The following is a 24,305-nucleotide window of genomic DNA, read 5'->3' on the forward strand; positions in this document are numbered from 1 at the left end:
TCTGTAGGAGCGAGCTTGCTCGCGAAGAACGCAAGGGCGTCGCGTTGATTCAGAAGAGGCACGTTATCGTTGACGTTTTTCGCGAGCAAGCTCGCTCCTACAAGGTCAGATCAGCTCGCCGTCGCCAACAACAGGTCCTGCACCGAACGCGCTGAATCATGGCTGCGGTCATTGGCATACAACGACGCCGCAATCTCATCCGCGCGAATCGGCAGCACCGACAGCAACGTATCGCTCAAGCCATGGCTGGCCTGGCTGAACCCCTGGATATAGATACCCGCCTTGCAGCGCTCATCGGTGACGATACGGTAGTCGCGGGCCACTTCGAAGTCGCCCATGTAGGCGTGCAGCGGCGCGAGCAGTTCGCGGTGCATCTGGCGCTCGTAACCGGTGGCGAGGATCACCGCGTCGTAGTGGCCGACGCTGGTTTCGCCGCTGGCGTTGTTGCGCAGCACCAGTTCGATGCCGAGCGGGCCGGGGGTGGCCTTTTCGACAACGGTCATGGTGCGGAACGCCTGGCGTGCGATGCCGGAGACTTTCTGCCGATAGAAAATGCCGTAGATACGTTCGATCAGGTCCAGGTCCACCACCGAGTAGTTGGTGTTCTGGTACTCGGCAACCAGCCGCTCACGCTCGGCGCCGACTTGCTGGAACACCAGGTCGGTAAAGGCCGGCGAGAACACTTCATTGACGAACGGGCTGTCGTCGGCGGGTTTGAGCGCCGAGCCGCGCAGGATCAAGTCGACCTGCACCGAGGGGAAGCTGTCGTTGAGGTCGATAAAGGCTTCGGCCGCGCTCTGGCCGCCGCCGATCACCGCAATGCGCATGGCCTTGCCGTCGACACAGGGCTGGCTGGCCATGCGCTCCAGATACTGGGAATGGTGAAACACCCGGCTGTCGCCCTTGAGCGCCTTGAAGGCTTCGGGAATACGCGGCGTGCCCCCGGCGCTGACCACCACCGCGCGCGTGGTGCGCACATGCTGTTCACCCTGGGCGTCACGGGAAATCACGCGCAGCGCTTCCACCTGCTGCTGGTGCAGGATCGGCTCGATGGCCAGCACTTCTTCGCCGTAGCGGGCCTGGGCCTGGAATTGCCCGGCGACCCAGCGCAGGTAATCGTTGTACTCCATGCGGCACGGGTAGAACGTGCCCAGGTTGATAAAGTCCACCAGGCGCTCGTGGGCCTTCAGGTAATTGACGAAGGAATACGGGCTGGTGGGGTTGCGCAGGGTCACCAGGTCCTTGAGGAAGGAAATCTGCAGTTCGCTCTGGGTCACCAGGGTATTGCCGTGCCAGCGGTAGTCGGCTTGTTTGTCGAGGAACAGCACGTCCAGTTTGCCCTGGGCCTTTTCACGCTCCTGCAGGGCGATGGCCAGCGCCAGGTTCGAAGGGCCGAAGCCGATACCGATCAGGTCGTGAACCGCGGGCGAAGCAATTGCCTGTGTCATTCCAGTGTCCTCTGGATAAGCCCCTTGGCGGTTGGGGCGGGAATACCTTCATGGCCTGCACAACAGGCCGTGTGTTGATAGGAAACGAGGACAGTGAAATAAAATTTAACTAACGGCGCATCAGTGGGCTTCCCACTCGCGCATGCGTGACCGGCAATGCTTCATGGCATTGACGATGTGCTTTTCCACCAGGCTGCGGGAAATGCTCAGGCGCTCGGCGATTTGCAGATGGGACAGGCCGTCGAGTTTGCGCAGCAGGAAACTGTCGCGGCAGGCCGCCGGCAACTCGGCCAGGGCGCGCTCGAGCAGCTCCAGACGCTGGCCCTGGTCGTGGCTGGCGTGGGGTGAACACGGGGCGAAGCGTTCTTCGCTGTCCAGCACCTCCAGCGGCTCGACCTGGCGCAGGGCGTTGCGCCGATGGCCGTCGATCACCAGGTTCAACGCGGTGCGATACAGGAACGCGCGCGGCTGTTCGATCGGGGTGTCACTGGAACGCTCCAGCACCCGCACATACGCGTCATGCACCACATCCTCGGCCACCTGACGGTTGCCCAGCTTGGCGTTGAGGAAACACACCAGCTCACGATAGTAGTTTTCCAACATGACTCCTGGCCCCATGGCCGTGGTGCTAACGATGCCAGTCCGAGTAGGAACAGGCCCATCGATGATGGCAGTTTGAGTAGGTGCAATTTATAGTAATTCTCATCTACTTTTAAAGAAGTCTCGCATCAACGGCCGATTTTTTTCGCCGCGCGTGCTGTAACCGCGCGTGTAACCGCCTAAATCCTGCGGCATTTTCTTCGTTTAACTGTCAGCTCTGCGCAACTGCGCCCCGATCTTTCCTGGCTGGAACCTACGCATGAAACGCCCTCGACCTGCCCGACGCGCCCTGCTTGTGGTGGCGTGCCTGATTCCCATCGTTGCGTTTGCCACCTGGCAAGGCCTGGCGCCGGGTCGCGACACCCTGGCCACCGTCACCGTCACCCGTGGCGATATCGAAAACAGCGTCACAGCCCTGGGCACCCTGCAACCGCGGCGTTATGTGGATGTGGGCGCCCAGGCTTCCGGGCAGATCCAGAAGATCCACGTCGAAGCCGGCGACCAGGTCAAGGAGGGCCAATTGCTGGTAGAGATCGACCCCTCGACGCAAAAGGCCAAGCTCGATGCCAGCCGCTACGCCATCGAAAACCTTGAGGCGCAGTTGCAGGAGCAGAAGGCCCAGCATGCATTGGCGCGCCAGAAGTACCAGCGCCAGCAACGCTTGAGCGCCGGCAACGCCACGCGCGAAGAGGATGTACAAACCGCCAAGGCCGAACTGAGCGCGACCCAGGCGCGGGTCGAGATGTTCCAGGCGCAGATCCGCCAGGCGCGGGCCAGCCTGCGCAGCGACGAAGCGGAACTGGGTTACACGCGTATCTATGCGCCGATGGCCGGTACCGTGGTCGCGGTGGATGCGCGGGTCGGCCAGACGCTCAACGCGCAACAACAAACCCCGCTGATTCTGCGCATCGCCAGGTTGTCGCCGATGACCGTATGGGCCGAAGTCTCCGAAGCGGATATCGGCCATGTCAAACCCGGTATGAGCGCGTACTTCACCACCTTGAGCGGCGGCAGCCGGCGTTGGACCAGCACCGTGCGCCAGATCCTGCCGATTCCGCCCAAACCCTTGAACGAAACCCAGGGCAGCGGCAGCCCGAGCAGCGCCAGCAAAAGTGGCAGCGGCCGCGTGGTGCTGTACACGGTGCTGCTGGACGTGGACAACGCCGATAACGCGCTGATGGCGGAAATGACCACCCAGGTGTTTTTCGTCGCAAACCAGGTCAAGGGCGTCCTCACCGTACCGGTCGCCGCGCTGCAAGGCACTCCCAACGCGGACACGCAAATCGCCCGGGTGGTGGCGAAGAACGGCAGCATCGAGCAGCGCACGGTGCGCCTGGGTGTCAGCGACCGCCTGCGCGTCCAGGTGCTCGACGGCCTCAGCGAAGGCGATCACCTGTTGATCGGCCCGGCCGACAGCAGCGGGGGTTGAATTGACCACGCCCCTGATCGAACTCAAGCACATCCGTAAATCCTACGGCGGCGGCGACAGCCCGCAGGTCGACGTGCTGCGTGGCATCGACCTGTCGATCCATGCCGGGGAGTTCGTCGCCATCGTCGGCGCGTCCGGCTCCGGCAAGTCCACATTGATGAATATCCTCGGTTGCCTCGACCGCCCAAGCGACGGTGACTACCTGTTCGCCGGTGAAAACGTTGCCCACCTGGGCAGCGACGAACTGGCCTGGCTGCGCCGCGAAGCCTTCGGTTTCGTGTTCCAGGGCTACCACTTGATCCCGTCGGCGTCGGCCCAGGAAAACGTCGAGATGCCGGCGATCTATGCCGGCATCAGTGCCAGCGAACGGCACGCCCGCGCCACCGCCCTGCTCACCCGCCTGGGCCTGGCCGACCGCACCGGCAACCGTCCGCACCAGCTCTCCGGCGGCCAGCAGCAGCGGGTGTCCATCGCACGCGCGCTGATGAACGGCGGGCATATCATCCTCGCCGACGAACCCACCGGCGCCCTCGACAGCCATAGCGGCGCCGAAGTGATGAGCCTGCTCGACGAACTGGCGAGCCAGGGCCATGTGGTCATCCTGATCACCCATGACCGCGAAGTGGCCGCACGGGCCAACCGCATCATCGAGATTCGCGACGGCCTGATCATCAGCGACTCGGCCGGCGCCCAGGCCTGCGCGCCCGCCGAAGCGGACAGCACTGCGCTGCAGGCCGTGGACCTGCGCCAGCGCCTGGTCGACGGCGCCGAACACAACGGCGCCTGGAAGGCCGAACTGCTCGACGCATTGCAAGCGGCTTGGCGCGTGATGTGGATCAACCGCTTTCGCACCGCGCTGACCTTGCTCGGAATCATTATTGGCGTGGCCTCGGTGGTGGTCATGCTGGCCGTGGGGGAAGGCAGCAAGCGCCAGGTCATGGCGCAGATGGGCGCGTTCGGCTCGAACATCCTGTATGTCAGTGGTTCGTCGCCCAACCCGCGCACGCCCCTGGGCATCATCACCCCACAGGATGTGGCCGCCCTGGCCACCCTGCCCCAGGTGAAACGGATCATGCCGGTCAACGGCGCCGAAGCCGGCGTGCGTTTCGGCAACATCGACTACATCGCCTATGTCGGCGGCAACGACACCCAGTTTCCGAGCATCTTCAACTGGCCGGTGGTCGAGGGCAGCTACTTTACCGAAGCCGACGAACGCAACGCCGCCACCGTCGCGGTGATCGGCGCCCGGGTGCGTGACAAGCTGTTCAAAGGCCTGGTCAACCCCATCGGCCAGTACATCCTGATCGAAAACGTGCCGTTCCAGGTGGTGGGCGTGCTCCAGGAAAAAGGCTCCAGCTCGGGCAACAAAGACAGTGATGACCGCATTGCCATCCCCTACTCCGCCGCCAGCATCCGCCTGTTCGGCAGCTATAACCCGGAGTACGTGGTGATTGCCGCAGCCGACGCCACCCGGGTGAACGCCGCCGAGCAGGCCATCAATCAGTTGCTCAAGCGCCTGCACCAGGGCAAGGACGATTATCACCTGACCAACAACGCCGCGATGATCCAGGCCGAGGCGCGCACGGCCAACACACTGTCGTTGATGCTAGGTTCGATTGCGGCGATTTCCCTGTTGGTGGGCGGCATCGGCGTGATGAACATCATGCTGATGACCGTGCGCGAACGTACCCGCGAGATCGGCATCCGCATGGCCACCGGTGCCCGTCAGCGCGACATCCTGCGCCAGTTTCTCACCGAGGCGGTGATGCTCTCGGTGGTCGGCGGGCTGCTGGGTATTGCCCTGGCCTTGCTGGTGGGCGGCGTGCTGGTACTGGCCGAGGTGGCGGTGCAGTTTTCCCTGATGGCGGTGCTCGGCGCCTTTGGCTGCGCGCTGGTCACCGGTGTCGTATTCGGCTTTATGCCGGCCCGTAAAGCTGCCCGGCTCGATCCGGTTAAGGCGTTGACCAGTGAATAAACGACCCCTCGCACCGCCGCTGGCGCTGCTCAGCCTGTGCTTGTTGCTCAATGCCTGTGCGGGTAATGCGCCCGCCGTCGACAGCGGCATCGCGCCGCCCGCCGCCTGGCAATACGCCGAGCGCGCGGCCAGCCAAGCCGCCAACCAGCGCTGGTGGACGCAATTTGGCAGCCCCTCGCTCAACCGCCTGATCGACCAGGCCCGCCGTGACAGTTTCGACGTTGCCGCCGCCATGGCCCGCGTGCGCCAGGCGCAGGCAACGGCGGTGATTGCCGGCGCGCCGCTGCTGCCTGAGGTCAAGTTCAACCTCACCGCCACCCGTGAAAAGCTGCTGCGCGGCAGCGGCAACTCGGACCTGAACGCCACCGAGAGCAACAGAACCGTCAGCAGCTATGACGCCAACCTCACGGCCAGCTACGAACTCGACTTCTGGGGCGGCCGCGCCGCCGCACGGGACGGCGCACTGCAGAGCCTGCAGGCCAGCCAGTTCGACCAGGCCAACGTTGAGCTGACCCTGCTCAGCAACGTGGCCGACCGCTACGCGCAAACCCTGGCCGCGCGCCAGCGCCTGCAGATCGCCGAGCTGAACCTGGCGAATGCGCGCAATGTGCTGAAGCTGGTGCAAACCCGCTACGACGCCGGTTCCGCCACAGCCCTGGAGCTGGCGCAACAGAAAAGCCTGGTGGCCAGCCAGCAACGGCAACTGCCGCTGATCGAGCAGTTGGCCGAAGATTCGCGGATCACCCTTGCCGCGTTGCTCGGCCAGCCCGTGCAGGCGCTGGCCCTGGGCAACGAGGCGTTCCAGGCACTGACCTGGCCAAGCATCGGGCCCGGCGTGCCGAGCCAGTTATTGAGCCGGCGCCCCGACCTGGCCCAGGCCGAGGCACAACTGGCGGCGGCGAGCGCCGACGTGCGCGTGGCCCGTGCGGCGATGTTGCCTGCCGTCACCCTGGGCGCGACCCTGGGTTCGGGCGCGTACAAAGCCGACGACATCCTGCGCAGCCCGTTCTACACCCTGACCTCGGGCCTGGTGGCGCCGATCTTCAACAACGGTCGTTTAAGCGCGGAACGCGACAAGGCCCGCGCGCGCCAGGATGAGCTGCTGCACACCTACCGAGGGGCGATCATCAACGGCTTTGCCGACGTGGAAAAAGCCCTCAGCAGCATCACCCGCCTGGACCAGCAGCGCCAATGGCAAGCCGAGGAGCTGCAACAGGCACAGACCGCGTTCCAGATCGCAGAAAGCCGTTACCAGGCCGGTGCCGAGGATTTGCTCACGGTGCTGGAAACCCAACGCACCTTGTACGCGGCCCAGGACTTGAACGTGCAACTGCGACTGTCGCGCTTGCAGGCCAGCATCGCGTTGTATAAAGCGCTGGGCGGTGGCTGGAGTAGCGGCAACTGAAAAACGAAACTCCAGTTTCGTACACAAACCGTTTAATCGCCTTACATTATTAGACCCAAGGTCCTTGGTAAAAAAGCCGCCTTCACACGGCTCTTCCAGGACCTTTTAATGAAACCCAGCGTTGTTGGAAAATGCCTGGTTTGCCTCGGCGCCTGGCTGATCGCCCACCTGGCCCTGGCCGATCCCTTGATCACGCCCACCGCCATTGACTGGTTACTGGATTGCCCCTTCCCGGCGTTTGAACGCCTCGACCCCGAAGTCCTCGCGCGCACCCAATGCGGCCAGGTGACGGTGCCCCGCGACCATGCCGCACCCGGCCGCGGCCGCCTACGCCTGAGCGTGACACGCGTCGGCGCACGCGACCCGCTCAACCGTGAGGGCGTGGTGTTTATCCAGTCCGGCGACCCGCGTGCAGCTAAAAACGCCACCTTTGCCCTGCATCTGGTCGGCCGCTGGGAGTCTTATGCCACCCAGGCTTACCGCACGTTGGTCGACCGCTACGACGTCATCGAACTGAGCCCCCGCGACCTGCAACAGGACGCCGCCGTCGAACAGGCGGCGCGGGATATGGAGTATGTCCGTGAGCAACTGGGCGAGGCTCAACTCAACTACGTCGGCAATGCCGACGCGGCGCGACTGGGCAACCGCTATGCCACGCTGTTTCCCGAACGCATCGCGCGCATGGTGCTGGTCAACGCCGGGCGCGGCGAACCTGTGGCTTCCGGCGTCGAGCTGCTGCTGCTCAAGGAACCCGCCCAGGCCAGCGGTGACGGCTGTGTCAGCCGCTGGCTCGGTGATTTTCTGGTTTTCGGCAAACGGCCACCGGCGAACACACGCTGCCTCGACCGTGGCGGCTGGGACTGACCCTGACGTTTACGACCTGTTGATACCAGAAACGACACCCTGCGTTGACGCTGCGGCCCGATCGTTATTAAGTGCTATTTATCCGCATTAATACGATAAATCGAAACCATGCTGAGCCGTCCACTACGCCGCAAACGCCAGAAGCTGTCCGATGTGATCGTCGAGTCGGTCAAGCGCTCCATCGTCACCGACGCCTTGAAGCCCGGCGACCGCTTGCCCACCGAACGCGAGCTGATGGAAAGCTTCCAGTGCTCCAAGGGCTCGGCCCGCGAAGCGCTCAAGGCGCTGGAAGTCGAAGGCCTGGTGAGTACGCGCACCGGCCCCAGCGGCGGCGCCTACCTGAACCAGGCCGGCACCGAACCCGCCAGCCGCGCACTGCGCAACTACCTGCACTTCCAGCACCTGGATGGCGAGCAGGTGTATCAACTGCGCAAGGTCATCGAAGTGGAGCTGGCGCTGTCGGTGCTCGGGCGCTTGAGCGAGAGCGACTACCAGGCCTTGCAAGACAACGTGGACTTTTGCAGCGCCCCCGAAGACAGCGAAGCCGGCCAGCGCGAACAGCGTCTGGCGGAACTGGAATTTCACAACCTGCTGGCCAAGGCCTGCCCCAACCCGCTGCTCGGTTTCATGGCGCAGTTCCTCAACGACCTGCTGCGCGACCTGGTGGTGCTGAAAAAAGCCTACAAGCCCAAGCGCAAACAGTTCGATGCGGCCAACCTCGACTACCACAAGCAATTGCTGATCGCCTTTCGCGCTGGGGATGAAAGCGCGGTGCGCAGCTTGATGCATGAACACATGTGCGATGCCGAACACCACATGACTGCACTGGAAGGCCAAGTCAGCCCGCACTTCCTGCTGGAGTTCGATCACTCTTAACCCAAACACCACAAATCCAATGTGGGAGGGGGCTTGCTCCCGATGACTGAGTGTCAGCCACTGCATCTGTACCTGATCCACCGCTATCGGGAGCAAGCCCCCTCCCACACTTGACCGAGTTCACCCGCTGAATCGAGTTATCCCATAAAAGCCTGCCCACAGGCCCTTGCTCCACCGTATCGCCCTTGCCGCTCCTGCCAATAACTAAACCAGGGAGTCACCCCATGCAGCGTCGTACGTTATTGAAAGCCAGTCTCACCTTCGCCTCCGCCCTCAGCCTCCCGCTGAGCGTGCGTGCGGCATTCGCCGCCGAGCCCTTTACCTTTTACGGCCTCAAGTCCATGTCTGGCGCCTTTGCCAGCTATGGCAAGTTTGCCGACATGGGTTCGCGCCTGGCGGTGGAGCAGCACCCGCAAGTGCTCGGCCGCCCGTTGAACTACAAGGTCATCGACACCGAAGGCAATGCCGGCAAGGCGGTGCGCAAGGTGCAGGAGGCGATTCAGCAGGACGGCGCGCGGTTCTTCCAGGGCTGCACGCTGTCCTCGTCGGCCCTGGCAGTGGCCAAGGAGGTCGACAAAGTCGGCGGCGTGTTCATGACCCCGGTGGGCGCCGACGAGGTCACCGGCAAGGACTGCAACAAGGCCACGTTTCGCTGGTCGGTGCCCACCTACGGCGCCATCCGCGAAACCATGCTGCCGCTGATCAAGCTGCTGCCGGACGCCAAGCGCTGGTACACCATCACCCCGCAATACGTGTTCGGTGAAGCTTTGCTCGAAGGCGCGAAAAACGTACTCAAGGAACACGGCCTGGAACACGTCGGCAACAGCTACCACTCCTTGCAGGAGCAGGAATTCTCCGGCTACCTGACCAACGCCATCTCCACCAGGCCCGATGTACTGGTGCTGCTCAACTTCGGCAGCCAGTCATCCAACACCCTGCGCCAGGCGGTGAATTTCGGCATCAAGGAACGCATGAAGGTGCTGCTGGTGTGGTCCGCCGGCCTCGACCAGTTCCAGGAACTGGGCAGCGATATTCTCGAAGGCGTGTACCTCGGTGCGCAGTACTGGCACCAGGTCGATACGCCGCTCAACCGCGAGCTGGTCAAGCTGACCCAGGCCAAATACGGCATCAACCCCACCTACCCGCTCGCCGCTGACTACATCAGCACCAAGGTGATGCTCGAGACCATCGTCGCTACCGGCAGCTTCGACGGGCCGACCGTGGCCAAGGCCCTGCAGGGCCTGAGTTATGAAGGCCCGACCGGCAAGGAATCGATCCGCGCCGGCGACCATCAGGTGATCAAGGACTACTACCTGCTGATAGGCAAGGCCGCCGCCGATATGACCGACAAGGACGACCTGGCCAAGGTGCTCAGCGCCGGCCAGTCCTTCCCGCCGGTGGAAGCCACGGGCTGCACGCTCGTCTGAGTTTCTGACTATCGCACCGGCATCCTGCTGAGGGCTTGCGCATGCTTAATCTTTACCTGTTCCAGATACTCAACGGCCTCGGGTTGGGAATGATCTACTTCCTGATCGCGGTCGGGCTGACGATCATCTTCGGCCTGCTCAACTTCGTCAATTTCGCCCACGGCGCGTTCTTCCTGCTGGGCGCCTATATCTGCTACACCGCCGTCAGCCTCACCGGCAGCTTCTGGCTGGCGTTGCTGATCGCGCCGCTGATGGTGGCCGCGCTGGCGTGGGTGATCGAGCGCCTGCTGATCCAGCGCATCTATCACTTGCCGCACATGTTCCAGATTCTGGTAACGCTGGGCATCGCGTTGATCATCCAGGAAGCCAGCGTGATGATCTGGGGCCCGGTGGGCAAGAGCGTCGCGGTACCGGAACTGCTGCGCGGCGTGCTGGTGGTGGGCGATTTCGTCTACCCCTACTACCGCCTGTTCCTCATCGTGTTTTCCGCGGTGGTGGGCCTGGGCCTGTGGCTGCTGCTGGAACGCACGCGCTTCGGTGCACTGGTACGCGCCGGCAGCGAGAGCACCGAAACCGTATCGCTGCTGGGCACCAATATCTTCCGCCTGTTCTCCATGACCTTCGCCCTTGGTGTTGGCCTGGCCGGCATGGCCGGTGTGCTGTTCGCGCCGTTGCGCGGTGCGCAGCCGTTCGTGGGCCCGGAGATTCTCGGCATCGCCTTCGTGGTGGTGGTGATCGGCGGCATGGGTTCGTTCAGCGGTGCGCTGGTCGGCGGTTTGCTGGTGGGCGTGGTGCAAAGCCTGATGACCACACTCTGGCCCCAGGGCGCGAGCCTGATGATCTACGGCGCAATGGCCGTGGTGATTCTGGTACGCCCCTACGGCCTGTTCGGGAGAGCCTGACATGAGCGAGAAAACCCCCCTGCCGTTTGCCAAGACGCAATCGCGCGCCATGTTGCTGTGGGTCGTGGCGGTGCTGATCGGCCTGCCGTTGATATTGCCTTCGGCGACCCTGGCCAGCGAAATCCTGATCTTTGCCATGGCCGCCCTGGCCTGCAACCTGTTGCTGGGCTACACCGGGCTGTTGTCGTTCGGCCAAGGCATTTTCTTTGGTGCCGGTGCGTATTGCGCGGCGTTGCTGATGATCCACCTGCAATGGGGCCTGTTCACGGCGTTGCTGGGTGCTGCCGTCGTCGGTGGTTTCCTGGCGTTGCTGGTGGGCGCCCTGGCGATCCGCCGCACCGGCATCTACTTCGTGATGCTCACGTTGGCGTTCAGCCAGATGGCTTACTTTGTCGCCTACACCCTGAGCGACTGGACCGGCGGCGACAACGGCCTGCTCAGCGTGCCGCGCCCGGAGATCCGTATCGGTGACAGCGTGCTGCTGTCACTGGCCGACGCCCGCGCCTTCTACGGCTTTGTCGCCGCGCTGTTCCTGCTGATTTTTATCGGCGCGCGCCGGGTTATCGCCTCGCCGTTCGGCAGCACCTTGATGGCGATCCGCGAAAACGAAACCCGCGCCTCGGCCATCGGCTACGACACGCGGCACTTCAAGATCCTGGTGTTTGTGTTGTCCGGCGCGGTCACCGGCATCGCCGGGGCGCTGTACGCGATGCTGCTGCACTTTGTGCCGCTGTCGAACATCGACCTGGCGATGTCCGAGAACATCCTGATCATGACCATCGTCGGCGGCACCGGCTCGCTGTTCGGCTCGTTGCTGGGTGCCGGTTCCATCGTGTTGCTCGGCGATTTCCTCTCCGACCTGTGGCCGCGCTGGCTGATGCTGCTGGGGGTGATCCTAATCGTGGTGGTGGTCTTCATGCGCGGCGGTTTGTGGGGCGGCCTGGTGTCGCTGTTCGAGAAGGTGCGCGGCAGCCGCAAAACCGCCGTCGTCGCCAAGGAGGAAGGACTATGAGCATCCTGCTGGAAACCCAAGACCTGGAACTGGCCTACGGCGCGTTCCATGCGGTCAATGGCGTCAACCTCAAGGTCGAAGCCGGCACTATCCACACCATCATCGGCCCCAACGGCGCGGGCAAGACCAGCCTGTTTCACTGCCTCACCGGGGAGCGCCAAGCCACTGCCGGCGCGATCCATTTCGACGGCAGGAACCTGATGCGCAAACCCGCCCATGCCCGCGTCGGCCTGGGCATGGCGCGCTCGTTCCAGCTCACCAGCCTGTTCCAGAACCTCAGCGTGCGCGAAAACCTGCGCCTGGCCGCCCAGGGCCGTGACGGTGCGCGCGCCCTGAATTTCTGGCGCCGCGTGGACAGCAAGCGCGAACACCTGGAGATGGCCGACCAGGTGCTGGAACGCCTGCAACTCACCGCCCGCGCCGACACCCTGGCCGGCGAGTTGTCCCACGGCCAGCAGCGGGTCCTGGAAGTGGGCATGTCGATCTGTTCCAGGCCCAAACTGCTGATGCTCGACGAGCCCACCTCGGGCATGGGCATCGATGACATTCCGATCATGACCCAACTGATCAGCGATCTGGGCCGCGACCACACAGTGCTGCTGATCGAACACAACATGAGCATCGTCATGTCCATCAGCCAACGCATCACCGTGATGAGCCACGGGCAGATCCTGGTGGAAGGCACGCCGGAATTCGTGCGCGCCGATGAACGTGTGCGCAGTGCTTATCTGGGAGAGGCCGCCTGATGCTGATCGTCGAGAATATCCATTCCTACTACGACAAGAGCCACGTGCTCGAAGGCGTGTCATTGACCGTCAACCCCGGTGAACTGGTGACGCTGCTCGGGCGCAACGGCGCCGGCAAGACCACGACCTTGCGCAGCATCCTCGGCATCATCTGCCCGCGCCAGGGCCAGATTCACTTCAACGGGCAGGCGCTGGTGGGCCAGAAGATTTTTCAAATCGCGCGCCAGGGCCTGGCGCTGGTGCCGGAGAACCGTGGGATTTTCCGCCTGCTCAGCGTCGAGGAAAACCTGCGCATCGCCGCCCGCAAGACCAGCCGCTGGCAGCTGGAGGATGTGTACGGCATGTTCCCGCGCCTCAAGGAACGGCGCAAGAACGCCGGCCATGCACTCTCCGGCGGCGAGCAACAGATGCTCGCCATCGCCCGCGCGCTGCTCAACGATCCCAAGCTGCTGATCCTCGATGAACCTACCGAAGGCCTGGCCCCGGTGATCGTCGACGAACTGGTGAAGATCCTGCGCAAGGTCAAGGACGACGGCCTGCCCGTGCTGCTGGTGGAACAGAACCTGATGGTCTGCGACAAGCTCGCCGACCGCCATTACGTACTCGAACAGGGCCGCGTGGTGTACGAAGGCAGCGCCGCAGATTTTCGCGCCGACCCGACCATCAAGAATCGCTACCTGGCCCTGAGTGCCTGACCGGAGAATGCCCATGAACAGCTTTGCGCAACCGCTAACCAGCAACGCCCCGCTGATCGATCGCGACCGCCTGTGGCAATCCTTGATGGACCTGGCCAAGCTCGGCGCCACGGCCAAAGGCGGCGTGTGCCGCCTGGCCCTGACCGACCTGGACCGCCAGGCCCGTGACCTGTTCGTGCAGTGGTGCGAAGCCGCCGGGTGCAGCGTCAGCGTGGATGCCATCGGCAATATCTTTGCCCGCCGCGCCGGGCGCAATCCCGCCCTGCCCCCGGTGATGACCGGCAGCCACATCGACACCCAGCCCACCGGCGGCAAGTTCGATGGCTGCTACGGGGTAATGGCCGGCCTGGAAGTGATCCGCACCCTGAACGACCTGCAAATCGAAACCGAAGCGCCCATCGAAGTGGTGGTGTGGACCAACGAAGAAGGCTCGCGCTTCCCGCCGTGCATGATGGGCTCCGGGGTATTCGCCGGTAAGTTCGACCTGCAGGACACCCTCGACAAACAGGACGAACATGGCCTGTCGGTGGGCGCAGAGTTGCAGCGCATCGGTTATGCCGGCTCCCGCCCTGTGCTGGGCCATCCGGTGGGCGCGTATTTCGAGGCGCATATCGAACAGGGCCCGGTGCTGGAGGACCAGGCCACCACCATCGGCGTGGTGATGGGCTGCCTGGGCCAGAAATGGTTCGACCTCACCCTTACCGGTGTCGAAGCCCATGCCGGGCCGACGCCGATGCACCTGCGCAAGGACGCCCTGGTGGGAGCCGCCGAGGTGGTCAGCGCGGTCAACCGCATCGCCCATCAGCAGCAGCCTCACGCCTGCGGCACCGTCGGTTGCCTGAGCCTGCACCCCGGCTCACGCAATGTGATTCCCGGCCAGGTGCACATGACCCTCGACCTGCGCCACCTGCATGCGGACAAGTTGCACGCCATGGTCGACGAAGTGCGCGGCGTGATCGAAGCCAGCGCCGCCCGGCACGGCTTGACGTTCGAACTGACCCCCACCGCCGACTTCCCGCCCCTGGACTTCAACCCCACCTGCGTGAACGCCGTGCGCGACGGCGCGAAGGCCTTGGGCTTGAGCCATATGGATATCGTCAGCGGCGCCGGGCATGACGCGATCTTCGTCGCCGAACTGGGCCCGGCCGGGATGATCTTTGTGCCGTGTGAAGGCGGCATCAGCCATAACGAAATCGAAAACGCCGCGCCGGATGACCTGGCGGCGGGTTGCGCGGTATTGCTGCGCGCCATGGTCAATGCCGCACAGGGAGCCCAGCCATGAGCGAAATAGGCCAACTGACGGCGGTGCAACTGCTGCAGCATTTTCGCGACAAGACCCTGTCGCCGGTGGAGGTCACCGAGGATGCGCTGTTGCGTATCGAGCGCTATAACCCGCTGGTGAATGCCTACTGCCATGTGGACCCGCAAGGTGCGTTGAATGCGGCACGCGCCGCCGAGCAACGCTGGCTCAAAGGCCAGCCCTGCGGCGCGCTGGATGGCGTGCCGGCCTCGATCAAGGATTTGACCTTGACGATGGGCATGCCCACCCGCAAGGGTTCGCGCACCACGTCCGCCGAAGGGCCGTGGGACGTCGATGCGCCCTTCACCGCCTTCATGCGCAAGGCCGGCGCGGTGCTGCTGGGCAAAACCACCACCCCGGAGTTCGGCTGGAAAGGCGTCACCGACAACCCGCTGTACGGCATCACGCGCAACCCCTGGGACACCCGCACCACGGCAGGCGGTTCGTCCGGTGGCGCCGGGGCGGCGGCTGCGCTGAACCTCGGCGTGCTGCACCAGGGCAGCGACGCGGGCGGCTCGATCCGGATTCCCTGTGCGTTCACCGGCACCTTCGGCATCAAGCCGACCTTTGGCTATGTGCCGCAATGGCCGGCAAGCTCGATGACGATCCTGTCGCACTTGGGCCCGATGACGCGCACCGTGGAAGACAGCGTGCTGATGCTGCAGGCCGTGGCGCAGCCGGACGTGCGGGACGGGCTGATCGGTGCGCCAAGGACCACGCCGTGGCTGACGCCAGGTAACGACCTGAAGGGATTGCGCATCGCCTACAGCCCCACCTTTGGTTACGTGGATGTGGACCCGCAGGTGGCCAGGGTGGTCGCCGCAGCGGTCGATGGCCTGGTGCAGTTGGGCGCCCATGTCGAACAGATCGACCCCGGCTTCAGCGACCCGTTGGAGGTGTTCAGCACCTTGTGGGCCGCCGGCGCCGCGCGCCTGACTCGCAGCATGAGCGAGGCACACAAGCAACTGCTCGATCCCGGTTTGCTGCGCATTGCGCAACGAGGCGAACGCTTGAGCCTGGATGATTTCAATGCGGCCCTGGAAGCCCGTGCGGCGCTGGTCGCGCGGATGGCGGCGTTCCATGAGCACTACGACGTGCTGGTGTCACCAATGATGCCGATCACCGCGTTCGAGGCCGGGCATACCGTCCCGCCGGGTTCGGGCCTGGAGGAATGGACGCAGTGGACGCCGTTCACCTACCCCTTCAACCTCACCCAGCAACCGGCCGCGTCGGTGCCGTGCGGGCTGGCGGCGAATGGGCTGCCGGTGGGGTTGCACGTGGTGGGCGCGCGGTTTGCCGATGAGCAGGTGTTGAGGGTGTGCCACGCCTACGCCAAGGCATTCCCCACCCAACACCTGCAAGCCCCAATCACCGGAACACTGTAGATCCAATGTGGGAGGGGGCTTGCTCCCGATGGCGGTGTGTCAGCCACTACATCCCTAGCTGACCCACCGCCATCGGGAGCAAGCCCCCTCCCACAGTTTTGACCGCATTCCACTACAATGCCCTCCATTCATTTCCGGGGGGCTTCATGGACATCGAACTGGCACGCACCTTCCTCGAAATCACCCGCTGCGGCAGCCTGGCCGCGGCGGCGGAGAAACTGCACGTCACCCAGACCGCCATCACCGCACGGGTGAAAAACCTGGAAAACCAGTTGGGCAGTACGCTGTTCGTGCGCAATCGCGCCGGGGCCAGGCTGACCGCCGATGGCGAGGCCTTCGTGGTGTACGCCAACCAGTTGCTGCAAACCTGGGAAGCGGCACGCCGTGACCTGCCGTTGCCCGATGGCTATCGCAATGTGCTGCATATCGGCGGCGAAGTCAGCCTGTGCAACCCGTTGATGCTCGGCTGGGCCAAGGCGCTGCGCGAGCGGATACCGGGGCACGCGTTGCGCACTGAAGTGCGTGAAGGCGAGTACCTGTTGCGCCAGTTGGAACTGGGCGTGCTCGACGCCGCGCTGGTGTTCCAGCCGCAGTACTGGCCGGGCTTGCAGGTGGAGCAGGTGCTGGAAGAAAAACTGATCCTGGTGCAACTGGCGAGCAAGCCCGAGCCCTACGTGTATATCGATTGGGGCCCAGGCTTTCGCCAGCAGCACGACGCCGCCCTGCCCGACCGGGCGCGCGCGGCGGTGAGTTTCAACCTGGGGCCGCTGGCGTTGCAGTACATCCTCGAGAACGGCGGCGCCGGGTACTTCCGCACGCGGGTGGTGCAGAGCTACCTGGACAGCGGCGTGATGCAGCGCGTGGCCAAGGCGCCGGAGTTCAGTTTCCCGACCTATTTGGTGTACTCGCGGGCCCGGGACTCGGCGGTGCTGCAGCAGGCGTTGACGCTGTTGCGCGAGGTGGTCAAGGCCGAAGGTGACTGGTCCCAACGCTGGGACCCGCTGATTTGAATCACCCTGCCCCTGCGCCCATGCTAGCCTGCGGGTGTTTCCTCTCGCAGCCTTACCGATGAACAAGAAAAAGTCCGTCACCATCAGCGACATCGCCAAACGGGTGGGCATGACCACCATCACCGTGTCCCGGGCGCTGAGCAAACCTGACCTGGTCAAACCCGCCACCCTGGCGCGCATTCTGGAAGTGGCGCGCGAGCTCGACTACGTGCCCAACGCCTTCGCGCGCGGGCTCAAGCGCAGTGAGAGCCTGATCATCGGTGTGATCACCGCGTCGGTGGACAACCCGTTCTACAGCGAGATGATCAAGGCGATTTCCCGCGAAGCGAAAAAACACGGCTACACCATCATGCTGGTGGACACCGATGAGCTGGAAGAACTGGAAAGCAAGGCCGTCGATACCCTGCTGGGGTATCGCGTGGCAGGGATCATCCTGTCGCCGGTCTCCGATGAGCCGAGCTACCAGCCCGACTATCTCGAGCGCCTGGGCAACGGCAAGACGCCGGTGGTGCTGCTTGACCGCACGCTGCATGACAGCCCATTCAGCCGCGTGGTGCTCGACAACTACCACAGCGGCATCCAGGCCGCACAGTATCTGTTGCGCCAGACCCCGAACCTGGAGCGCCTGCTGGTGCTGACCGGCCCCGAGCACTCGCGCATCACCGTGGAACGCCTCAAGGGCCTGCGCGAAGTGCTCGCCGAACATCCCCAGGTACAGGTCGAAGTGCAGGCCGGGGACTACACGTTGATGCCGTCTTACCTGCACACCCTCGACTACCTCGCCGCGCACTCGGCGCCGGACGCGATCATGGGTTTCAACCAGTTGATCACCCTCGGCGCCCTGCGCGCGTTGCGCATGCACAACATCGCCCATGACAGCCTGACCATCTGCGGCATCGACCGCCTGCCCTTCGCCGACATTTTCGGTGTGCCCATCGCCTGTGTGGCCCACGACGCATCCCTGGCTGGCAGCAGCGCGGTGCGCCTGCTGCTTGATCGCCTGCAAGACCCGCACAAACCCCGGGACAAGGTGGTTATCGCCGGGCAGCTGGAGAACGGCTAGCGGCTGGTATAGCCGCCATCGATGGGCAGGCTCACGCCGCTGATCATGCTGGCGGCATCGCTGAGCAGGAACAGCACGGGCAACGCCACTTCCACGGTTTGCGCAAACCGGCCGAGGGGAATCGCGGCCAGCGCCGGATCGCGCTTGGCCGGATCCGACCAGGCCATGGTCGCCATCGGCGTGAGCGTGACGGTGGGGTTGACGCTGTTGACGCGAATGCCGAAGCGGCCCCATTCAGCGCATTGCACGCGGGTGATCGCATCCAGCGCGGCCTTGGAGGCGCAGTAGCCGAGGTGATCATCCAAGGCCACCAGCGAGGCCTGGCTGGACACGTTGACGATACTGCCGGCGATGCTCGCCTCGATCATCCTCGCCGCGACACGGCTGGCCACCTGCGCAGCGGCGCGGGCGTTGACGTTCATCACCTGGTCGAAGGCCGCAGCGCTGATGGAAACGGCGGGCTCCAGGCGTGAAATGCCGGCGCAGTTGACCAGGCCGTGCAGGGGCGGCAAGTCTTGCAATGCTTTATCGAGGGCCGCGCTGTCGGCGATATCCAGGCTCAGGGTATGGCAGCCTAATTCGGCCAAAGCTTGAGCATCGCGGCCCAGGGCGAATACTTCAGCGCCGCTGAGGATGAGCTGCCGGGCGATCTCGCGACCGATGCCACTGCTGGCGCCGGTGACGAGGATGCGGTGACGGGTGAAGTCAAAGCTGGCCTGCATAAATGAATTCCCAAAATAATGAAGAACCCCTGTGGGAGGGGGCTTGCTCCCGATGAGGGCGTGTCAGCCAATGCAGCTGTGACTGACCCACCGCCATCGGGGGCAAGCCCCCTCCCACATTTGGATGGTGTTGAATCAGGTGGGGCCGAGGTGCAAAGCTGGCCTGCATAAATGAAATTCCGAAAACAACGAAGATCCCCTGTGGGAGGGGGCTTGCTCCCGATGAGGGTGTGTCAGCCACTGCTGCTGTGACTGACCCACCGCTATCGGGAGCAAGCCCCGTCCCACATTTTTGGGCGGTGTTGGCTCAGGTAGCTTGCAGGTTGTGCATGATCGGTTTCAGGGCTGGGTAGAGCTTCAGATATTCGGAAAACGCCTGGTCGTAGATCGCGACGTTCTCGCGCTTGGGCTGTGCGCGCAGCGTCAACTGCACCCAGCCCTTATCCATCTGCCCATCACTGACCATCCCCACCGTATGCGCCGCCAACAATGCGGCCCCGAGCGCTGCTTCGACTTCCTGGACAATGGTGTACACCGGGTAGCGCGTCACATCCGCGATGATCTGCATCCACAGATCCGAATGGCTCGCACCGCCCACCACGATCAAACGCGGGTCAAGGGAATGCGCGCCCTGGGTGCCGGCTTCGATGTTGTGGCGCAGGGCAAAACTCACCCCTTCGAGCACGGCGCGGTACAGGTGCAGGCGCGTGTGATACAGGTTCAACCCGACAAAACTGCCACTGGCGCGGTCATCCCATACCGGGCTGCGCTCCCCCATCAGGTACGGCAGGAACAACAAGCCCTCGCTGCCCGCCGGGATCGTCATCGCGCCCTGTTCCAGCAGCGCCAGGCTGTCCTGGCCGGTGGCCTGGGCCTGTTGCTCCTCGGCCTGGCAGAACTGCTCGCGAAACCAGCTGACCGACGCCCCGGCGGTGATCGCGCCGCCGAAGATGTACAGGTCGCGATGGCCGTTATAGACGTGAGGCATGCTCACCAACCCGTGGTGCGCGTCGACCTGCTGGTTGAGGTAGCCCCAACACATGCTGGTGCCGATCATCGCCACATGGTTTCCCGGTTGGGTGACGCCTGCGGCCAGGGTCGCCATGGCCGCATCCACGCCACCGGCGAGCACCGGCGTGCCTGCCTGCAAGCCCAGGCGGTCGGCCCAGTCTTCCAGCAGACCGCCCACCACTTCACCGGAATACACCAACCGCTCGGGCATCATCGATTGCGCGATGCCCAGCGCGTCGAGCATCTCGCCCGACCAACTGCGCGCAGCCACATCGTAGACACCGCCGATATTGCCGGCGCTGCTGTGGTCCACCGCCAGCGCGCCAGTCAGGCACCAGTTGATGTAGCTGTTGGGCGGCAGCAGGTAGCGCGTTTTGGCCCACACCTCAGGCCGATACTGCTTGAGCCAGAGCATCTTGGTGAAGCCGTAGTAACTGTCCACCGAATTCCCGGTGATCGCGAACAGCCGCTCCAGGTCCATGTGCTCACGCACCCACTGCACCTGCTCGCCAGCGCGCCGGTCCATCCAGATCAGGCACGGGTGCAACGGGGTGATCTGCGCATCCACCGCAATCCCCGAACCGCCATACAGGCTGCTGATGCACAGCGCCTTGACCTGCGCCTGCTCCACACCGGCCTTGACCATGCACTGCGCCACGCACGCCTCGACCGCCGCCAACCAGACCTGCGGCCATTGTTCGGCCCAGCGCACTTTCGGGGTATCCACGCGATACCCCTGGCTGTGCTGGGCGATGAGCGTGCCGTGGGCATCCACCAGCAGCGCCTTGGTGCTCTGGGTTCCGATGTCGACCCCGATCACGTAGTCCATGGTCAGAGCACCGGCTTCAACAAGACCTTGATCGACTTCGTGGAATTGGCCAGCTCGAAGGCTTCGGCAAAGTCATCCAGCGGGAAGTCATGGGTCACGATGCCCTGGGAGGTGACCAGGCCGCGCTCGAACAGGTCGATGGCGATCGGGTAGCAATACGGGCCGAGGTGGGCGCCGCGCACGTCCAGCTCCTTGCGGTCGCCGATGATCGACCAGTCCACGCTGGTCTCGGCGCCGAACACGCTGAACTCGACGAAACGCCCGAGCTTGCGGATCAGGTCCAGGCCCTGGGTGACGCCGGCCGGTACGCCGGTGGTCTCGATGTACACGTCGCAGCCGTATTTATCAGTAAGGCCGTTGATGATCTCGCGGGCGTTGTCGCGGGACGGATTGATCACCACATCGGCACCGAACTTCTTCGCCAACGCCAGGCGCTCGTCGACCATGTCGATCACCACCAGTTTTTTCGGCGTCTTCAGCGCCGCCACCTGCACCATGCACAGGCCCAGGGTACCGGCGCCGGCAATCACCACCACGTCATCGAACTGGATATCGCCACGGTTGACCGTGTGGATCGAGCAGGCCATCGGCTCGACCAGCGCCGAGTCTTCCAGGGACACCGACTCGGGAATCCGGTGCACGATGGCGGTCTTGGGAATGCGCATGTACTGCGCCATGCCGCCCTCGGCGACTTCACGCTGGAAGCCGAAGATGTTGTGCACTTCGCACATCCAGTATTTGCCCGACTTGCAGAAACGGCACTTGGCGCACGGCACGATCTGCTCGGCGATCACCTTGTCACCCACCGCCACTTCGAAGTGTTCCTCGGCGCCCTCGCCCGCCTCCACCACATAGCCAAAAAACTCGTGGCCCGGCACCACCGGCGCCTTGACCCAGGGGTTGTCGCCGCCCCAGAACATCGCCGCGCCGGAATGGCACTTGCAGTCGCTGGCGCAGATACCGCACGCGGCGATACGGATCACCAGTTCATTGGCGCGCGCCTGGGGTTTGCCGATGCGCTCCAGGCGGTAGTCTTTGGGGCCGTGGCAGACGACGGCTTGCATCTCGGTGTGCTTGTCCATGGTGTTCGTCCTGTGTTGATCAGTGTTTATCGATGGCGCTGACGGCTGATAAAGATCGCCAGCAAAATGATTGCGCCCTTGATCACGCTCTGCACGTAAGGCGAGACGCCAAGCATGTTCAGGCCGTTGTTCAAAACGCCGAGCAGCATCGCGCCCAGCAACGTGCCGACGATCACCCCACGCCCTCCGGCAATTGATGCACCGCCCAGTACCACGGCGGCAATCGCGTCCAGCTCGAACGACACGCCGGCATTCGGCTGGCCGCTCATCAAGCGCGACGTCAGCACCAGCCCGGCAATCGCGGCGGTGAGGCCGCTGATGCCGTACACCAGCAACTTGAAGCGCGCCGCCCGCACCCCGGACAAGCGCACCGCCTCTTCATTGCCGCCGATGGCGTAGATGTAGCGACCGATGCGTGTGTGCTGCAGCAGCACATAAGCCGCCAGGTAGGTGAGCAGCATGATCAGGATCGGCACCTGGATGCCCCACACGCTGGCGCGGCCGAAGAAGGCGAACCACTCCGGCAGCCCGGAAATCGGGTAGCCGTCGGTGTACATCAGCCCGAACCCACGGGCGATGCCCATGGTCGCCAGGGTCACGATGATCGGCGGCATATGCAGGTAGGCCACGAACAGGCCGTTGCCGATGCCGAACGCCACACCCACCAGCATCCCGGCGCCGATGGCCAGGCCCGGCGGCACACCCGCGACCATCAAGCCGGCCGTGAGCGTGCCGGACAACGCCATCACCGGCCCCACCGACAGATCGATGCCGCCGGTGAGAATCACGCAGGTCATGCCCACCGCGATAATCGCGTTGATCGACACCTGGCGGGCGATGTTCGACAGGTTGCTGGCGGTGAGAAAGGTGTCGCTGGCCAGGATCATCACCAGGGTCACCACCACCAGCCCGACGAAGGGATAAAACGCCGGCGAGCGCAGCAGCCGCGCCAGGTTCAGGCGCAACCGGCCGCTGCCTGCAAGGTTAATGGACGTATTCACTGGAGCCCCCTGTTGCATGGCGCATGACCTCTTGAGGATTGACGGCGGACGCTTCCAGCACCTTGACGATCGCGCCCTTGTGGAACACCGCGACGCGGTCGCACATGCCGATGACTTCCGGCAGTTCGGAGGAAATCATGATGATCGCGTAGCCCTGTTCGGTCAGGCTGCGCATCAGCGCGTAGATCTGCGCCTTGGCCCCCACATCGATGCCACGGGTGGGTTCGTCGAACACCAGCACGTCGCAGTGGTGGTTGATCCAGCGGGCGATCACGACTTTCTGCTGGTTGCCGCCGCTGAGGTTGAACACTCGGCTTTCCGCGCTGGGCGCCTTGATCGACAGCTGGCGCATCAGGGCTTCGACGCTGGCGCATTCCCTGGCCTTGTCGATCAGGCCCGTGGCGTTCTGGTATTTGGGCAGGTTATTCAGCGAGATATTTTCGCGAATGCTGAAGTCAGTGATCAGCCCTTCGCTCTTGCGGCTCTCCGGCAGCAGGCCGATGCCATGGGCAAGTGCCTGGGCCGGGTCGTCGAGGCTGACCTTTGCGCCGCGCAGCCATACGTCTTTGCTCACCGAGGGCAGCGCGCCCATCATGCCCAGGGCCAGCTCGGTACGGCCCGAACCGACGAGGCCGGCAAAGCCGAGGATCTCACCCTGGTGCAGGTTGAAGCGGTTGTGCGGGCCGTTGCGCACCAGCTGGATGTCCTTGACCTCCAGCAGCAAAGGCCCGCGTGCAGTGGTGGGCTTGGGCGGGAAACTGCAGGCCAGGCGGCGGCCGACCATCATTTCGACCAAGCGGTCGATGTCGCTGTCGGCCACATCGGTGACGCCCACGTTAGCGCCGTCGCGCAGCACGCTGATGCGGTCGCACACCTGGAAAATCTCCTCCAGATGGTGCGAGATAAAGATCACCGCCACGCCCTGGCGCTTGAGCTCGCGCATGATCTCGAACAGCAGCTCGGCTTCGCTGGGGGTCAGCGTCGCGGTGGGCTCATCGAGCACCAGCAAGCGCGCGTCCAGGGCCAGGGCCTTGGCGATTTCGACAAACTGCTGCTCGGCCACGCTCAGGTGCTTGACCGCGCAATCAAGGTTGATCGACACACCCAGGCGCTTGAACAGCGCTTCGCAGGCCTCACGCATGTCGCGCTTGCGCAACAGGCCGAAGCGGTTGCTCAGCTCATGGCCGAGAAAGATGTTTTCCACGGCCGTGAGGTAGGGAATCAGGCTGAACTCCTGGAACACGATGCCGATGCCGGCGGCAATCGCGTCCCGGTAGGTCGCAAATTGCCGGGCCTGGCCGTCGATCAGGATCTGCCCTTCGTCCTGATGCTCGACACCGCCGAGGATTTTCATCAGGGTGGATTTGCCCGCGCCATTTTCCCCGAGCAACGCGTGGATTTCGCCGCGCTCCACTTGCAGGTTGATGGACGTGAGGGCTTGCACCCCCGGGTAACGCTTACAGATGTTTTCCAGCTTCAGAAGACTGCTCATACCGCCGACCTCGCATTCAGAAGGACAACCC

21 protein-coding genes are annotated in these 24,305 nt (G+C 64.0%); 14 read left to right on the forward strand and 7 right to left on the reverse strand.

Translation table 11 applies throughout. The features are described from left to right. Positions 1 to 110: 110 nt before the first annotated feature. Together C4J86_RS16430 and C4J86_RS16435 are read right to left on the reverse strand one after the other, a co-directional pair. Positions 111 to 1,448: a lysine N(6)-hydroxylase/L-ornithine N(5)-oxygenase family protein gene (locus tag C4J86_RS16430; protein ID WP_124371176.1), complete on the reverse strand. Its 1,338-nt coding sequence runs from the start codon at positions 1,446 to 1,448 to the stop codon at positions 111 to 113. Between the two features lie 120 nt (positions 1,449 to 1,568). After that, positions 1,569 to 2,051: a sigma-70 family RNA polymerase sigma factor gene (locus C4J86_RS16435; protein ID WP_124363428.1), complete on the reverse strand. Its 483-nt coding sequence runs from the start codon at positions 2,049 to 2,051 to the stop codon at positions 1,569 to 1,571. A gap of 256 nt (positions 2,052 to 2,307) precedes the next feature. Here C4J86_RS16435 and C4J86_RS16440 point away from each other — a divergent pair, with 256 nt between their 5' ends. From C4J86_RS16440 to C4J86_RS16505, 14 genes are all read left to right on the forward strand, one after another. Beyond that, positions 2,308 to 3,477, forward strand: coding sequence for an efflux RND transporter periplasmic adaptor subunit (locus C4J86_RS16440; RefSeq protein WP_124371177.1), 1,170 nt, complete (start codon positions 2,308 to 2,310; stop codon positions 3,475 to 3,477). Position 3,478: 1 nt separating this feature from the next. Then, the gene (locus C4J86_RS16445; protein WP_124371178.1) at positions 3,479 to 5,452 is read left to right on the forward strand and encodes a MacB family efflux pump subunit; all 1,974 of its coding nucleotides are present in this window, start codon (positions 3,479 to 3,481) and stop codon (positions 5,450 to 5,452) included. Further along, on the forward strand, positions 5,445 to 6,857 hold the full coding sequence (locus C4J86_RS16450; RefSeq protein ID WP_124371179.1) for an efflux transporter outer membrane subunit: 1,413 nt from the start codon (positions 5,445 to 5,447) through the stop codon (positions 6,855 to 6,857). The genes C4J86_RS16445 and C4J86_RS16450 overlap by 8 nt, the downstream gene beginning before the upstream one ends. 108 nt (positions 6,858 to 6,965) lie before the next feature. Further along, positions 6,966 to 7,721 carry an alpha/beta fold hydrolase gene (locus tag C4J86_RS16455; RefSeq protein WP_124371180.1) on the forward strand — a complete coding sequence of 252 codons (756 nt, stop codon included), beginning with the start codon at positions 6,966 to 6,968 and terminating at the stop codon, positions 7,719 to 7,721. 108 nt (positions 7,722 to 7,829) lie between these two features. Beyond that, positions 7,830 to 8,597 (forward strand): FadR/GntR family transcriptional regulator, encoded by a 768-nt coding sequence (locus C4J86_RS16460; protein ID WP_124367538.1) that lies wholly within the window; start codon positions 7,830 to 7,832, stop codon positions 8,595 to 8,597. 224 nt (positions 8,598 to 8,821) lie between these two features. Then, positions 8,822 to 10,024, forward strand: coding sequence for an ABC transporter substrate-binding protein (locus tag C4J86_RS16465; RefSeq protein WP_124371181.1), 1,203 nt, complete (start codon positions 8,822 to 8,824; stop codon positions 10,022 to 10,024). 41 nt (positions 10,025 to 10,065) lie between these two features. Further along, complete coding sequence (locus C4J86_RS16470; protein WP_124371182.1) at positions 10,066 to 10,926, forward strand: branched-chain amino acid ABC transporter permease; 861 nt, start codon at positions 10,066 to 10,068, stop codon at positions 10,924 to 10,926. Position 10,927: 1 nt separating this feature from the next. After that, the gene (locus C4J86_RS16475; RefSeq protein ID WP_124371183.1) at positions 10,928 to 11,938 is read left to right on the forward strand and encodes a branched-chain amino acid ABC transporter permease; all 1,011 of its coding nucleotides are present in this window, start codon (positions 10,928 to 10,930) and stop codon (positions 11,936 to 11,938) included. Further along, a complete protein-coding gene (locus tag C4J86_RS16480) occupies positions 11,935 to 12,684 on the forward strand; it encodes an ABC transporter ATP-binding protein (protein WP_124371184.1) in 750 nt (249 codons plus the stop codon). The genes C4J86_RS16475 and C4J86_RS16480 overlap by 4 nt, the downstream gene beginning before the upstream one ends. Next, positions 12,684 to 13,379 (forward strand): ABC transporter ATP-binding protein, encoded by a 696-nt coding sequence (locus tag C4J86_RS16485; RefSeq protein WP_124367543.1) that lies wholly within the window; start codon positions 12,684 to 12,686, stop codon positions 13,377 to 13,379. Before C4J86_RS16480 ends, C4J86_RS16485 begins: the two co-directional genes overlap by 1 nt. A gap of 13 nt (positions 13,380 to 13,392) precedes the next feature. Then, entirely contained in the window at positions 13,393 to 14,661 is a 1,269-nt protein-coding gene (locus C4J86_RS16490) for a Zn-dependent hydrolase (RefSeq protein WP_124371185.1), read from the forward strand. Then, complete coding sequence (locus tag C4J86_RS16495) at positions 14,658 to 16,064, forward strand: amidase (RefSeq protein ID WP_124371186.1); 1,407 nt, start codon at positions 14,658 to 14,660, stop codon at positions 16,062 to 16,064. The genes C4J86_RS16490 and C4J86_RS16495 overlap by 4 nt, the downstream gene beginning before the upstream one ends. A 146-nt stretch (positions 16,065 to 16,210) precedes the next feature. Beyond that, positions 16,211 to 17,074 carry a LysR family transcriptional regulator gene (locus tag C4J86_RS16500; protein WP_124367546.1) on the forward strand — a complete coding sequence of 288 codons (864 nt, stop codon included), beginning with the start codon at positions 16,211 to 16,213 and terminating at the stop codon, positions 17,072 to 17,074. Between the two features lie 58 nt (positions 17,075 to 17,132). Further along, a complete protein-coding gene (locus C4J86_RS16505) occupies positions 17,133 to 18,137 on the forward strand; it encodes a LacI family DNA-binding transcriptional regulator (protein WP_124371187.1) in 1,005 nt (334 codons plus the stop codon). On the opposite strand, the gene C4J86_RS16510 is transcribed toward C4J86_RS16505, so the two are convergent. The 5 genes from C4J86_RS16510 to C4J86_RS16530 all read right to left on the reverse strand — a co-directional run bounded on the left by C4J86_RS16510 (position 18,134) and on the right by C4J86_RS16530 (position 24,274). Next, on the reverse strand, positions 18,134 to 18,859 hold the full coding sequence (locus C4J86_RS16510) for an SDR family oxidoreductase (protein ID WP_124367547.1): 726 nt from the start codon (positions 18,857 to 18,859) through the stop codon (positions 18,134 to 18,136). The two genes, C4J86_RS16505 and C4J86_RS16510, sit on opposite strands and share 4 nt — an antisense overlap. Positions 18,860 to 19,166: 307 nt before the next feature. Beyond that, entirely contained in the window at positions 19,167 to 20,699 is a 1,533-nt protein-coding gene (locus tag C4J86_RS16515; protein WP_124371188.1) for an FGGY-family carbohydrate kinase, read from the reverse strand. Between the two features lie 2 nt (positions 20,700 to 20,701). Next, positions 20,702 to 21,781 (reverse strand): alcohol dehydrogenase catalytic domain-containing protein, encoded by a 1,080-nt coding sequence (locus tag C4J86_RS16520; RefSeq protein WP_124371189.1) that lies wholly within the window; start codon positions 21,779 to 21,781, stop codon positions 20,702 to 20,704. 26 nt (positions 21,782 to 21,807) lie between these two features. Beyond that, positions 21,808 to 22,800 (reverse strand): ABC transporter permease, encoded by a 993-nt coding sequence (locus C4J86_RS16525; RefSeq protein WP_124363446.1) that lies wholly within the window; start codon positions 22,798 to 22,800, stop codon positions 21,808 to 21,810. Continuing rightward, positions 22,766 to 24,274: a sugar ABC transporter ATP-binding protein gene (locus tag C4J86_RS16530; protein ID WP_124371190.1), complete on the reverse strand. Its 1,509-nt coding sequence runs from the start codon at positions 24,272 to 24,274 to the stop codon at positions 22,766 to 22,768. The genes C4J86_RS16525 and C4J86_RS16530 overlap by 35 nt, the downstream gene beginning before the upstream one ends. Positions 24,275 to 24,305: the final 31 nt, after the last annotated feature.

It is taken from the genome of Pseudomonas sp. R2-7-07, from assembly GCF_003852355.1.
Classification (GTDB): Bacteria; Pseudomonadota; Gammaproteobacteria; order Pseudomonadales; family Pseudomonadaceae; genus Aquipseudomonas.

What these genes read in the sequence shown, in the direction of transcription:
- C4J86_RS16430 (WP_124371176.1), bottom strand. Translation starts at nt 1,448, where the DNA reads ATGACACAGGCAATTGCTTCGCCCGCGGTTCACGACCTGATCGGTATC.
- C4J86_RS16435 (WP_124363428.1), bottom strand. Translation starts at nt 2,051, where the DNA reads ATGTTGGAAAACTACTATCGTGAGCTGGTGTGTTTCCTCAACGCCAAG.
- C4J86_RS16440 (WP_124371177.1), top strand. Translation starts at nt 2,308, where the DNA reads ATGAAACGCCCTCGACCTGCCCGACGCGCCCTGCTTGTGGTGGCGTGC.
- C4J86_RS16455 (WP_124371180.1), top strand. Translation starts at nt 6,966, where the DNA reads ATGAAACCCAGCGTTGTTGGAAAATGCCTGGTTTGCCTCGGCGCCTGG.
- C4J86_RS16460 (WP_124367538.1), top strand. Translation starts at nt 7,830, where the DNA reads ATGCTGAGCCGTCCACTACGCCGCAAACGCCAGAAGCTGTCCGATGTG.
- C4J86_RS16465 (WP_124371181.1), top strand. Translation starts at nt 8,822, where the DNA reads ATGCAGCGTCGTACGTTATTGAAAGCCAGTCTCACCTTCGCCTCCGCC.
- C4J86_RS16470 (WP_124371182.1), top strand. Translation starts at nt 10,066, where the DNA reads ATGCTTAATCTTTACCTGTTCCAGATACTCAACGGCCTCGGGTTGGGA.
- C4J86_RS16475 (WP_124371183.1), top strand. Translation starts at nt 10,928, where the DNA reads ATGAGCGAGAAAACCCCCCTGCCGTTTGCCAAGACGCAATCGCGCGCC.
- C4J86_RS16480 (WP_124371184.1), top strand. Translation starts at nt 11,935, where the DNA reads ATGAGCATCCTGCTGGAAACCCAAGACCTGGAACTGGCCTACGGCGCG.
- C4J86_RS16485 (WP_124367543.1), top strand. Translation starts at nt 12,684, where the DNA reads ATGCTGATCGTCGAGAATATCCATTCCTACTACGACAAGAGCCACGTG.
- C4J86_RS16490 (WP_124371185.1), top strand. Translation starts at nt 13,393, where the DNA reads ATGAACAGCTTTGCGCAACCGCTAACCAGCAACGCCCCGCTGATCGAT.
- C4J86_RS16495 (WP_124371186.1), top strand. Translation starts at nt 14,658, where the DNA reads ATGAGCGAAATAGGCCAACTGACGGCGGTGCAACTGCTGCAGCATTTT.
- C4J86_RS16500 (WP_124367546.1), top strand. Translation starts at nt 16,211, where the DNA reads ATGGACATCGAACTGGCACGCACCTTCCTCGAAATCACCCGCTGCGGC.
- C4J86_RS16505 (WP_124371187.1), top strand. Translation starts at nt 17,133, where the DNA reads ATGAACAAGAAAAAGTCCGTCACCATCAGCGACATCGCCAAACGGGTG.
- C4J86_RS16510 (WP_124367547.1), bottom strand. Translation starts at nt 18,859, where the DNA reads ATGCAGGCCAGCTTTGACTTCACCCGTCACCGCATCCTCGTCACCGGC.
- C4J86_RS16515 (WP_124371188.1), bottom strand. Translation starts at nt 20,699, where the DNA reads ATGGACTACGTGATCGGGGTCGACATCGGAACCCAGAGCACCAAGGCG.
- C4J86_RS16520 (WP_124371189.1), bottom strand. Translation starts at nt 21,781, where the DNA reads ATGGACAAGCACACCGAGATGCAAGCCGTCGTCTGCCACGGCCCCAAA.
- C4J86_RS16525 (WP_124363446.1), bottom strand. Translation starts at nt 22,800, where the DNA reads ATGCAACAGGGGGCTCCAGTGAATACGTCCATTAACCTTGCAGGCAGC.
- C4J86_RS16530 (WP_124371190.1), bottom strand. Translation starts at nt 24,274, where the DNA reads ATGAGCAGTCTTCTGAAGCTGGAAAACATCTGTAAGCGTTACCCGGGG.